Genomic DNA, 12,886 nt, shown 5'->3' with positions numbered 1-12,886 from the left:
TAAGTTTCAAGATGATTATTTAATACTTATTCTAGTAAATAATGTTTGATTATAGAAATTCCCCATGTTGAGAAATGTCAAGTCCTAATTCTTCTTTTTCCTCGCTTACACGTAAAGGTGTTATTTTGTTAACAATAAAAAATAAAACATACGATGCGGTAAAAGCAAAAATAGAAACCACAACTAAAGCTTTTAATTGGTTTAAAAACAAAGTGGTTTCTCCAAAAATTAAACCTTGATTATCTCCCACAATTGAGTTGATTGATTTTGAAGCAAATACGCCAGTAAGAAGCATACCTACCATACCGCCCACACCGTGACAAGCAAAAACATCTAATGCATCATCAATTTTTCCTTTATGAAATGCTCTCACTACAAGATTACTTATGATACTAGCAATTGCTCCTATAAACATAGCGTGTGGAATACTCACAAAACCAGCAGCTGGTGTAATAGCCACTAAGCCTACAACTACGCCAATACAAGCTCCCATTGCTGATAATTTGTGTCCTAGTATTTTGTCAAGAAAAACCCATGCCATTCCAGCAGCAGCTGCCGCAACTGTAGTAGTTCCTAATGCTTGTACAGCAAGGCCGTTTGATCCTAGTGCTGAGCCTGCGTTAAAACCAAACCAGCCAAACCACAGTAAACCAGTTCCTAATAATACATAGGTTATTCTTGCTGGATTAACCTTTTGAACTTTTCTTTTTCCAAGGAAAATAGCTCCTGCAAGTGCTGCCCATCCTGCACTCATGTGTACTACTGTGCCTCCAGCAAAGTCAAGTACTCCCATTTTGAAAAATAAACCATCAGGATGCCAAGTCATGTGCGCAAGCGGAGTGTAGATAAACAATATGAACAAAACCATAAAAAGTAAATAAGCCCAAAAACGGATACGCTCTGCAAATGCTCCAGTTATCAAGGCAGGAGTAATGATGGCAAACTTAGCTTGGAATAAGGCAAATAGCATAAACGGAATGGTAGGGGCAAGACTCCATGCTGTATTTGTTCCTACACCTTGAAAAAACAAGTTAGGGATTGGATTTCCAATAATACCACCAATTGTAGGGCCAAATGAAAGTCCGAAAGCAATGATAACCCATAAAACGGTAACAATTATCATGGCCATAAAACTTTGTAACATTGTACTAATTACATTTTTTTTTCCAACCATACCGCCATAGAAAAAACCTAACCCAGGAGTCATTATAAGTACTAGAGCTGTAGCAACAATAATCCAAGCGGTATCGCCAGTATCAAATTTTACAGCTTCGGTTGGAGCGGGTGCGTCGATTAAGAAATAATTTGAAAAAAGGGTAAATAACAAGATCGCAATTAATAGCACACTCAAAACAATTTTTCTCATAGTTTTTTGATTTAAATTTCAATAAAAGTATAAAAATGTTGTTTAAACCCCTGTAAAAATAATGTTACGATTGAAACTTTTAAACATATATTAAAATGACCCCTATTTTTTTAAGGGTTAATCATAATTTAATCTTAAAATTTATAATTTAACAAGCCCGATTTGAAATTTTTAAAGTTTTTGTTGTCTATCTAGATTATTTACATCAATTTATGGCATAAAAAAAAGACACTAAATTGAAAGTATCAATCAGTGCCTTTTAAATGTATTGTGCAAACTATTATTTCAGTGTATGTCTGCTTAAAATTTGATACACTTCATTAATGTTGTTACCGCCTTTTCCAAATTGTTTACTGATGGGGGCATCGTCATTATTAAGCCAAATTTTTAATTCAGCATCCATATCTAATAATCCTGCACTTTCTTTTGAGAATTTTTTGATACTAGAGTAGGGAATGGTTAAATAATCAACTTTAGTTCCTACTAATTGTTTTTCAATCAAGATCAATCTCTTATTGGTGAAAATAAACATATCTCGAATGAGTTTGTATGCTTTTTCAATTACCTCACCTTCAATCAAGATTGGTTCAAATTCTGTAGCAATATTTTGAATATTTACCTCAGACGCATTTCCTAGAATAGCATTAAATAATCCCATAATAATTTATTTTTGATTGTATTTTGTTTTGTAACGATCGTTTAATTTAGTTTGATGTGTTTCTAAGCTGATCATTCTACCTTGTATGAAAGCATTTGTAAGCTTGTTTGTTCTCATATCTAAAGCATCACCATCAGATAAAAATAAGGTTGCATCTTTTCCTTCTTCAAGAGTACCGCATTGTGCATCAATACCAAGTATTTTAGCCGTATTTGATGTGATAAGTTGTAAAGCTTGTTCTTTATCTAAACCGTAAGCAGCACAAGTTCCAGCTAAAAATGGTAGGTTTCTTGTATTCATTCTTTCATGTGACCCACTATTTTCAAGGCCTACAAGTACTCCTTTGTCAGTTAGTAGTTTTGCATTTTTATAAGGTAAATCAATATCATGATCATCATTTTCTGGCATTTCATGAACTCTTTTTAATAGAACACCAATGTTGTTTTCTCGTAATAAATCGGCAGTTTTATAAGCTTCATATCCACCAACAATAACCATTTTTTTGATTCCACTTTGTTTAGCAAACTGTACGGCATCAATAATTTGTTTTTCTTCATTGGCATGGATATACAAAGTTTGAGTACCATCAAAAAGACCTTTTGTAGATTCTAAAACGATGTTTCTTTCTTTTGAGGATTCGCCTAAATAGGCTTTGGCGTTAGCAAGATAAGACCGTAGTTCTTGAACTTCTTTTGCATATTCTTTGTTAGCTTCAATATTTCCTGGTTCTGCCCACCAGCCGCTTCTTCTAAAAGTGGATGGAAAGTTAACGTGAATTCCATCATTTTCTTTAACCAATGCATCTTTCCAGTGCCAAGCATCCAGCTGAACAATTGAGGATGTACCAGATATTACTCCGCCTCTTGGAGTAATTTGTGCCATTAAAATTCCGTTTGGTCTTACTGTTTCAATAACTTTTGAATCAGCAGTATAAGCAATAATGCTTCTTACGTGAGGTTTCATAGCACCAATTTCATCTTCGTCATCAGATGATTTAACGGCGTCAATTTCAACCAAACCTAAAGTAGAATTTGGAGCAATAAATCCAGGGTAAACATGTTTTCCAGCAGCATTTATCGTAACATCATAAGCACCAGCCGCAAGACGTATCACAGTAGCATCTGCAATTAGGGTAATTTTTCCGTTTACAAATCCTAATGCACTGTTTTCAATCACTTTGCCATTTCCTAGATGCGCAGTTGCATTCATGATCAAAACAGATTTGGATTGTTTATTTGCGGGTGTTTGTTGCGCTTGAGCTAGTATTGGCAAACCGAGTGCCAAAATTAAGAGGTATATTTTTTTATAATTCATTTTATATTTTTTTAAAGTTGCTTGACTAAGCTTAAAGTATGAAATTGAGAAAGTGTTACTCCTCAAGAGTATCGCACTCATATTCTTTCCTTTCTTTCTTTTTAGGCTCTTGTGTGATCATTCCTTTGTTTTTTTCTTGTAACAATTGACCTATCAGTTCACTTCTTTCTTTTGTGATTTCTACTCTTTTTTCAAGATCTTTTTTTGCATCAAAGTACACAACTCCTTCAATTAAAGTTTGCTCTGCTTTTGCATAAATAGATAATGGATTGTCACTCCATAATACAATATCAGCATCTTTACCTGCTTTTATACTACCCACTTTATCATCAATGTGCAATAATTTTGCTGGATTTAATGTTACAAATTTCCACGCATCCTCTTCAGATATATTTCCGTATTTTACTGCCTTAGCAGCTTCTTGATTTAATCTTCTTGACATTTCAGCATCATCAGAGTTGTAGGCAACTACAAGTCCAGCGTTGTGCATAATAGGACCATTAAAAGGAATAGCATCATTTACCTCAAATTTGTAAGCCCACCAATCAGCGAAAGTAGAAGCTCCCACACCGTGCTCTTTCATTTTATCAGCCACTTTGTAGCCTTCTAGGATATGTGTATATGTATTTACTTTAAAATTAAATTTTTCAGCAACATTCATTAACATTAATATTTCTGATTGTACATAAGAGTGACAAGAAATAAAGCGTTCTTTATTTAATATTTCAGCAAGAGTCTGTAGTTCTATGTCTACTCTAGGAGCTTTTCCTTTTTTATTACTTGCGTTAAATGCTTTCCAGCTCAAATCATATTCTTTGGCTCTTTGAAAATAATCAATAAAAACTTGTTCAACACCCATTCTTGTTTGTGGAAAACGAGTAGGATTTGTATTTCCCCAGTTTGATTGTTTTACGTTTTCTCCTAGTGCAAATTTTATAAATCCTGGTTGGTTTTTGTATAACATTTCATCAGCTGCAGCTCCCCATTTCCATTTTACAATGGCAGATCTACCACCAATAGGGTTTGCTGAACCGTGTAATAATTGCGATGTTGTTACACCACCAGCTAGTTCTCTGTATATATTTACATCTTCAGAGTTTACTACGTCTTGAATAGTTACTTCGGCACTAGAGTTGTGTCCGCCTTCATTCACTCCATTAGAAATCGCAATGTGAGAGTGCTCATCTATAATACCGCTTGTAAGGTGTTTTCCTTTGGCATCAATTACAGTAGCAGAGGCATCCGAAATGTTTTTACCCACTGCTGCAATTTTTCCGTTTTTCACCAAAACATCTGTTTCTGTCAGGATTCCTTCTTTTTCGTTAGTCCAAACTGTTGCATTTTTATACAAGATAGTTTGCGCAGCAGGTTTACTAAGATTTCCAAATGCTGTATTTGGGAATGTTCTAGGGATTACAAAATTGTTTTTTTCAACTTTAGTAGAATCGATGGTTTTTACAAATGGAGCTGTTTTTACTGCAGACCATTTTACTTCTTTTCCGTCAAATAAAACTGCTTTTCCAGAAAGGGTTTGGGTATCATCAATAAACCCAATCAATCTTGTAAAACTAGTTTTGGTTGAATCCAAAGGTTTGATCACGGTAGATAACCAATTGTTGCTCATAGAAAGTTTTGAGTTTACTTTTTTGGCATCAACAGTTGTAATTTCTGATTTTGGTGCGCTAACTTCACCATTGATTTTCCATTTGAATTTTTCATTATTGATGGTAAGGTCGTAATTTCCTCTAATATCTTTGATGGTTAAATCATTTATTACGAACTTATTACCTTGAACCCAGTTTTCGTATAAAATCGTTTTTTCATCAAAAATGGCGCCTGATGCAATTACGAAATTAGCTAAGCTTCCGTTTTTTAACGATCCAACTTCATTGCTTTTTCCTAAAATTGCTGCAGGAATAGTAGTCAATGCTTCTAGAGCTTTGGTACTGTCAAAACCAAATTTTATAGCTTTTAAAAGGTTTGTTCTAAAATCTTCAATTTTCTTTAATTTATCAGTAGTCAGAGCAAATACCACTCCATTGTCTGATAAAACTTTTAAGTTTGTAGGAGCTTGATTCCAAAAACGCAAGTCTTTTAACTCCATTTGATTAGCCTGGTTTGGATCCGAAACATCATACGCTTCTGGGAAGTTTATTGGAATTATAAATTTAGAATTGGTGTTTTTTATTTCTTCAATTCTTTCAAATTCGTTTCCGTTTCCTTTTAAAACATAGTTTAAGCCAAATTCTTTAGCAATTTTGGCGGCACGTAAACTGTTTAATTTGTCCTCCGATGCAAATATTTGAACTAATTTTTCATTATTTGCAAGTGCCTCAAGCGAAAGATCTTTAGTAGCAGAGTTCCCCTTTTTATACCAGTCTAAATCATGATACATTTGTCTTAATAACGCCATCATTCCCATTAAGGACCCAGGATAAGATTGATTTGTGGTAACGCTCCTTGTAAAAGCAAAGTGATTGGTTAACTTGTCTGCCAGCAATTGGTTTTGCTTTTCAAAATTATTCAATGCTATTAAAGTTCCTGTTCCTCTTGCAATTCCATTAGGTACATGAGTTCCTACTACTCCAAAACCAGCTTTAAGTAATTCTTCGGCTTTGGCTTGGTCGTATTTAAAGTTTTCATATGCATTAGCCTCAGCTAGTATGCTTTCATTCCAGTAATACCCTATTCTTTTTGTGTCGTATGTAGGCATACGTGGACCAGCAACACTTTTTGGTTTTTCAATTCCAAAACTCGTGTAAATGTCTATGAAGGATGGGTAAATAGATTTTCCTTCAAGGTCTATTGTAGTACAGTTTTTTGGAATTGCAACTGAGGTTCCCGCACTTACTACTTTTCCGTTTTGAATCAGTAAGGTACCTTTTTCAATAATCTGTGTAGGAGTTACATAAATTTTAGCATTTGTAAATGCGGTAAAATTACTGCTCTTGTTTTGTATACTTTCGTTGTTAGGAAAGTATTCCTGCGCATACGTTTTAGATAGCACCACGCTAAATAAAAGTAGAAATAGAATTTTTTTCATAGTTTAGTTTCTAATTAGTTCTTAAAAGTAAAAAATTGTACAAAGAGTGCAGGCTGTTTATATGAATTTAACATTTGTTTTTTATTATAGTGATTTACTTTGCTTTTAAAGTTTTAAAAAGTTTTTATTTTAAGAGCTTATTTAAACAATTATATTTTTTTACATTGTTTGTCATTGTGTTAAAATATAAGAAAAGTTTTTACTAATTTTAATTTAAAATAATTATATATGTTAGTAAAGGTTTTTGGGAGTGCTGTTTTTGGCGTTGAAGCGACAACAATAACAGTTGAAATAGTAATAATAAACTAGTAGGTATTGAGGTTGGAAGATAAGTATTTTTTAATTGGTAAAATATTAGTGAATGAATAAGCAATCAAAATTGATGTATAAAATAATAATGACAATCGGGTCAATAATAATATTGATTCAGTTAATTTGTATTTATAAAAAATTATGTTGAAATGATTCAAACGGGTATTAAAGTACAAAGGATAGTAGATTTTTTAAAAGACAATTTGAATATTATTATTGTTGTTCCAGCTTTTATTGGTGGATTGTGGCAATTGCTTGAATTATTGAATATTTCAATTGCATTCGTAAGATTCTTTTCAATTTCACAAATTGTATCAGATGGTTTATTGGTATTGTATATTATTATTTATTTTTCATCACCTATTTTTGGAACTCATTTGTTTTATAGTGCAATTATGAAATCAAAAGAGAGTACAATAGATTTATTGACTGCACGGAAAATAAAAAATAACAAAACTAAACTACTAGTATATACTGTTTCTTTCTTTTTATTATGGTTATTTGGTGTTGTTATTCTTTGGTATTTTTCATATGTTTTATTAAAAGCCTCTAGTACTAAAAATGGTTTTATTTTAATACCATTTTTAATTATCGGGTGTAATCATTTTTTAAACATTGCTTATAAAACAGCAAGCTTTAAACTTAAACACATTTATAAAGTATTTAATTTATTTTTATTAATTCTGTATGTGATGATAATTATTTTTATGTTCAAAAAATTACATAGAAATCAATTTTCAGCGATTCCAATCATAAATATTGAAAAATTAAACTTAGATGTTAAAACCAAATTTCCAAATACAAAACAAGAAATATTATACTTTAATGACAAATATATTTTTATTAATATCGTTGATAAATCAAAAAAAGAAAAGGTGTATATAACCAAACTAGATGATTTATTTGAATAAAAAAAGCTACTCATTTCTAAGTAGCTTATTTATTTATTCTGTATCGATGTTTATATTATTTGCTACGCAACTTTATAGTTAGGTATGAAACCGTTTTTAGAATACACTTTATCATTAGTTACTTTATCGTAATCGCTTGCATCGTGAAAAAAATCTGTATGATATATATATTCATTAACGATAGTAGGTAATTCAATATTACTGTTTACAACGTCTTCATATTGCATAATTATAGCATCGTGAAAGCGATAACTTTTAATAGGTAGTATACTTGCGTAGTTTTCCATTAATCGTTTCTCATTTAACGTCATAATCTCATAGAACGAACCTTTATCAACTTGTGCAGTTAGTTTGCTTAGTTCCTTTGCTTTCATTTCACCATAACCACAATCCAAGTAGATTTTATATGCTCTATCCTGTGTTAACTTATGATTGTTTAAGCAAGAGTTATACACTACTTTCGCTTCATTTCTTGTTATGTTTCTTGTACTTATTAAGTTTCTATAAACGTCAAGTGCAACCCCTGTACCTAAAATACTATCCACTATTTGAGGATTTGCACTTGTTAAATCAACACTAATATATTTAATCGGTATTATACAACGGAATGCACTTGGTAATTGTGTTATACTGTGATATTCTCTACTTTTAACCTCTTTTATTATTTCATTCTTACCATCTGACCAAAGAAATAATAAAGCGTTAACCATCTTTTTAATTAAGTGTGCTTTCGTATTGTTGTTAGTTAATGTTTCACCACTATCTAGGCTTTTATATCTGTTTTTAATCACATCATTTAACCATTTTAATTCACTATCAACTAGTAATATATTTGCATCCGTTAGTTGTTTAATTATTTGTGCTAATGTTTTTCGTATGCGGTTATGTTTATCACTTGCATTATTATTGTATACGTCCTCATCATAAAACTCTTTATAGATTAATATTTCACGTTCAATGCTAGATGGTAGTATACCTTTTTTAGCTTTATGAACTCCATATAATAAATACCAATCTTTAATCAACCACCACATACTATCTAATTTATCATTATACTTATCTTGTTTATGTACTCTTCTTGCTTCTCTTTCTTGCTTCTCTGTTAGTTGTTCACTTAGATACTTTGTAGCGTGGTTAACTCTCAAAAATAAGTTAACGGAACTGTACAATTCATTTGCTCTTAATCGTTTATTGTCTAGCATTTCAACTAAATGACAATCACTTTTTTTAAGTATCATACTCGTTACATATTCAAGTGCTAAGCTAGTGGTAAACGTTGGGTTGTCTTTATATGTTAAGTTCTTTTTAATTGTTAGATAACTATATAAAAGATTCTTTTCGCTCATTTCCAAAAGGTTTTTTATCCTGTGTTGAAATAGTGTTGTTGTACTTTGTGTAACTATATCATTAACATATTGGTTGTCATACTCACCAACTTCAAAATTATTGCTTTCAAGCGTACCAATCATAACGCTACGATTGAACTGTATATAATCATTTGCAACTTGAATTGCTTTTGCTCTTATTTCTGAACTGTTAACATAGATTGGATTAAGTGTGTAGTTAGCATTATCTTTTAACTCATTATTTGCATTGTTAATATCTGTTTTAGCTTGCTCTAGTGCCTTGTTTACATCGTTAATGGTAGTTTCTTTGTTGGCTATATTTTTAAACGCTCTAGCATTAATATATAACGCTTTGTGTATATCAGCACGTCCACGTCCATATGCTTGCATAAGATTGTTAATATTAATTTTATTTTGTGGCATTAATTCCTCACTAACAAATATCATACTGCAATCATCATCTATATCGAACCCAGCATAGTATGAACTACTAACTATTAATAGTTGTGTATCACTTGGATAGTCAATGCCATTTTGACCACGCAAAAAAGGTGCTAGTTTAACTCTAAGTGTTTCACCTATTAAGTTATGTACTCGTAAATCTTTAAATGATTTGTGGTAACGGCTGTTATTCGTAAACAATACAACTAGTCTACCTTGTGCAACCTCATCATATATAAATGGTTTTGCATCGTTAACATCATATGAATATGCTATTTTTTTCTTTGGTTGGTTTTCTCTCTCAATTCGGTATATATCAATATCAATTCCTGTAGGAATATCTATTAAATTGTAATTGGGTGTAGCCGTTGATAATTTAAACTTTGCTTTCCATTCATTAAATATTAGTTCCATTAGTTGCCCTACGCTATTTCTAAACGTTGCATCCGTGGTGTATACGTGGAACTCATCAACAAATACATTAAAGGTTCGTATCTTATTATATAGTTCTTTATTCGTTTCTCTAATTAAACAAATTTGGTCGGGTGTGGTGTTGATTACTATGTTTGTATTCTCTTCATTTTCTAAGTAGTCAATCGCATCTCTCCATCTATCCTTAGAACTTGCATAAATGAATAGTTGTTTATCGCTTGTGTACTCTTTAGCTTCTTTACCTTTAATCATTCCAACGTTTGGTGATATGATTAAACAGTTCGATTCTGTGTAGTTAAGTAGGGCAGTAGTTCCACCTATACCAGTGCTACCTTTTATTATATATGTATTTCTATCGAAATTTGTTATTAACTCTTTAGCTTGTCCGCTAACATAATGTGAATTAAATTTAATTGTTTTAACATTCTCTAACACCTTTAAAATTGGTATTAATGACTTAATAAATAAATTTTACTTTTGTGTTAAACAGTAGTATATTTATTAATAGATAGTAAGTCTTTTGCTCATTGTTGTTAGCTATTCCTAACAAGATATTAATCAGTAGATGAACATTATTTTATTAGGTCGGTCAAACCCAATCTTTAAGAGTGTAACAACTAGTTACACTTTTTTTGTTTTTAGTTGATTATGATATAATCATTAAATACTTGTTTAATTCTTCGCATTGCTAATGCTCTCGATTGTTTTACACTATTGTAACTTTCATCTTTAGTACTCGGTAATTCATACACCACATTTAACCAATATTCTCTATACATTATTATAGCAGTTTCATATGTTTGATAGATGTTTAGGAACGATAATAGTATTATAGCATCTTTACGTTCTTGTAATTTTAATTCGTTTGGGTTTTTGTTAATACCCCATTTCTTTTTTTGGTTACTCATTTTAATTTTAAAGTATTTATTCTTTCGTTATATTATAATTATACTCTAGGTTTAGGTGAAAGTAAAGCGATTTTTAGTTATTTAACAAAAACGATTATAATTGTTATATTTATAACAAATTGTTATAGGGTGTTTTGTCCCATTTTTGGGGGGTTCTAAGGTTATAGGTGAGGGCGTTGTAAGTTTTTGCCCTCACGTCCAATATGGGAAATACGCTGCGAGCCTTTGTATATACTGTTAAGTTGAAAATAATTAGGTAGCGTCATAGGGAGTGGTATATATATAAAGAACTGTGGTGACGCTACCTATTTTATAATTAAGTATCTTAATATACGGGTTAATAATATAAAACCGTTATCGTTGGGAAATACCCCCCCCTCTCCCGTACCCATGCCCCCCCCCCGTGGTTAATGTTTAGTTTTTTTTACTTTTACTTTTGCTAGTTACCCCCTTCCTGTGGTTTGTGTACAATTGAGGTAGGAGTGTACAATGGATATGTGCGTTAAATTTTTTTTAAAATTTTTGTCCTTAAAAGTAATGTTCCTTATGTGGTATTCATTGGTTATTAACTGTACCTATTGTACTTACTTTCTCCCGTTAGCGTTATGTGTATAAGTTTAATATAGTGGCTTAATTATAATGAAATCATTGTTTAGTATCATTGTGTAATCAAACGTTATAAATATTTTTTACGGCTTATAAAAAGGATAATAAGTAGGTTTTCGAAGCATATAGTATTTATGTTTATAAATTAAGTAAATTATTAATTGTTTATAACTTTTAATATTTTTTTATTCATTGAAAACAAATATAAATACATATATAATCACCACATTTTAAAACATTTTACCACATTTATAGTTGTTTATAATCGTTTATGTTTTTGGTTATTTTTTCCAATAAGTTATATCATTTTGAATTGTATTGAAACTTAATATAAACTGTTATATTTGTCGAAATAACTTGCTAGAGAAACTAGCATCATAAAAAAAACCAAAGCTAGGAACTTTGGTTTTAGTGATAGAGTTATTAACTCTAAATTTAAATACTATGTGGTACTTAAGTTTTTTTTCGGGTTTATGTGGTATCTATTTATTAGCTTACCTAGTAAAACAGATTAGAAAGTTAATCTTTGAAATCAAAGTTAAACGCTAGTCTACTATTTAAACCAGTAGACTTATTTACTGGGTCTGGTGGAAATTGATTTGAATACCTATTTGCAAAAGTAGGTATTTTTTTTGTTTAATAATTTTTTATTTGATTTATTAATTGGGTGTTCACCTTGTCAAGGTCATTATAGTAATTTTAATGTATGTGTTTAGAGTGTTTATATAAATACACTTGTAAGCCTAGTTAATGCGTTAATAAACTTTAAGTAAAATGACCGAAAAATAAGTATACTTTATTTGCATACAATATATTTATATTATACATTTGTAGAGTTCAACTAAACAAGGTACAAATGAAAGCAAGATACATAAGAGTAAGTTCAGCAACTCAAAACACAATCCGTCAAACTGTCAATGCAAATAAAGATGAACAGGTATTTATCGATGTTATTAGCGGTGCAGTTCCTTTCAATGAGAGAAGTGAAGCAAGTAAGTTAATACAAGCTATCGAAAATGGTTTGGTTACTTATATTAGTGTTGAAGCAATTGATAGGTTAGGGCGTAATACATTTGATATTCAAAGTACTATCGAATATTTTAATAAAATGAATATTACTGTTAAAGTTGATAACCTTGGTCTTGAAAGCCTTGTTAATAATAAAGTTAATCCAACGTTTAAGATAATTAGTGATGTGTTAGCTAATGTTAGTGAGATGGAACGTACCAACTCAAAAGAAAGACAAGCGCAAGGAATTAAAATAGCGGTTGCACAAGGTAAATTTAAAGGTAGGGTTAAAGGGTCGGGTGCTAGTGATAGCGAAGTTCTAGAAAAGTATAAACTAGTTGTTAAAACACTTAATAACCATAGTGATTTATCACTTAGAAAAATTGCAAGTATTTCAAATGTTAGTTTAGCAACTGTACAGAAAGTAAAAAAGATATTAGATAAATAATAATTAAGTATCATATAAAAAAAGGCTATCAATTACGATAGCCTTTTTATTTATATATGTTGTACAATTTAATAATCTATTATGATTATATTA

Annotated in this window: 8 protein-coding genes; 2 read left to right on the top strand and 6 right to left on the bottom strand. The window is 31.0% G+C overall.

The window, feature by feature from the left end; genetic code table 11:
* Positions 1 to 49: 49 nt before the first annotated feature.
* The 4 genes from K5V07_RS09380 to K5V07_RS09365 all read right to left on the bottom strand — a co-directional run bounded on the left by K5V07_RS09380 (position 50) and on the right by K5V07_RS09365 (position 6,381).
* A complete protein-coding gene (locus tag K5V07_RS09380) occupies positions 50 to 1,366 on the bottom strand; it encodes an ammonium transporter (protein WP_144893609.1) in 1,317 nt (438 codons plus the stop codon).
* A 280-nt stretch (positions 1,367 to 1,646) separates the two neighbouring features.
* Positions 1,647 to 2,024 (bottom strand): PH domain-containing protein, encoded by a 378-nt coding sequence (locus K5V07_RS09375; RefSeq protein WP_086455037.1) that lies wholly within the window; start codon positions 2,022 to 2,024, stop codon positions 1,647 to 1,649.
* Between the two features lie 6 nt (positions 2,025 to 2,030).
* Positions 2,031 to 3,338 (bottom strand): amidohydrolase family protein, encoded by a 1,308-nt coding sequence (locus tag K5V07_RS09370; RefSeq protein WP_221917253.1) that lies wholly within the window; start codon positions 3,336 to 3,338, stop codon positions 2,031 to 2,033.
* A gap of 55 nt (positions 3,339 to 3,393) precedes the next feature.
* On the bottom strand, positions 3,394 to 6,381 hold the full coding sequence (locus K5V07_RS09365; protein ID WP_221917252.1) for an amidohydrolase family protein: 2,988 nt from the start codon (positions 6,379 to 6,381) through the stop codon (positions 3,394 to 3,396).
* Positions 6,382 to 6,842: 461 nt separating this feature from the next.
* Between K5V07_RS09365 and K5V07_RS09360 the strand changes: the two genes are divergently transcribed.
* Complete coding sequence (locus tag K5V07_RS09360; RefSeq protein WP_221917251.1) at positions 6,843 to 7,604, top strand: hypothetical protein; 762 nt, start codon at positions 6,843 to 6,845, stop codon at positions 7,602 to 7,604.
* 62 nt (positions 7,605 to 7,666) lie between these two features.
* On the opposite strand, the gene K5V07_RS09355 is transcribed toward K5V07_RS09360, so the two are convergent.
* Positions 7,667 to 10,258, bottom strand: a complete 2,592-nt coding sequence (locus K5V07_RS09355) for a hypothetical protein (RefSeq protein WP_221917250.1) — start codon at positions 10,256 to 10,258, stop codon at positions 7,667 to 7,669.
* A gap of 203 nt (positions 10,259 to 10,461) precedes the next feature.
* A complete protein-coding gene (locus K5V07_RS09350) occupies positions 10,462 to 10,731 on the bottom strand; it encodes a hypothetical protein (RefSeq protein WP_221917249.1) in 270 nt (89 codons plus the stop codon).
* 1,462 nt (positions 10,732 to 12,193) lie between these two features.
* Here K5V07_RS09350 and K5V07_RS09345 point away from each other — a divergent pair.
* Complete coding sequence (locus tag K5V07_RS09345; protein WP_221917248.1) at positions 12,194 to 12,793, top strand: recombinase family protein; 600 nt, start codon at positions 12,194 to 12,196, stop codon at positions 12,791 to 12,793.
* Positions 12,794 to 12,886 lie beyond the last annotated feature (93 nt).

Origin of the sequence: Flavobacterium sp. CHNK8, from assembly GCF_019774515.1 — a bacterium.
Lineage (GTDB): Bacteria > Bacteroidota > Bacteroidia > Flavobacteriales > Flavobacteriaceae > Flavobacterium > Flavobacterium tiangeerense.
The sequence above is the reverse complement of the archived record's forward strand: the minus strand, read 5'-3'. Positions and strand labels throughout refer to the sequence as shown.